The organism is Streptomyces sp. NRRL WC-3626, from assembly GCF_000718785.1.
GTDB lineage: Bacteria > Actinomycetota > Actinomycetes > Streptomycetales > Streptomycetaceae > Streptomyces > Streptomyces edwardsiae.
The window spans coordinates 1-238 of sequence record NZ_JOCA01000085.1 but is presented as its reverse complement, the minus strand read 5'-3'; the positions used below and the strand labels follow the sequence as shown (position 1 = coordinate 238).

Here is a 238-nt window from a genome sequence, read left to right as displayed (position 1 = left end):
CGGTGCCGAAGCGGATGGGCTGTCCGTGTTCGAGGCGGATGACGGCTTCTTCGGCCTGTTGGCGGTCCTTGAGGACGTCGAAGGCGCCGTCGTTGAAGATGTTGCAGTTCTGGTAGATCTCGACGAGTGCGGTGCCGGGGTGGTCGGCGGCCTGGCGCAGGACCTCGGTGAGGTGTTTGCGGTCGGAGTCGACGGTGCGGGCGACGAAGGAGGCTTCGGCGCCGATGGCGAGGGAGAC

1 pseudogene is annotated in these 238 nt (G+C 66.8%); it reads right to left on the bottom strand.

The annotated features are described in order from the left end of the window. Positions 1–238: pseudogene (locus tag IF28_RS0135925) on the bottom strand (2-oxoacid:ferredoxin oxidoreductase subunit beta); the annotation flags it as partial.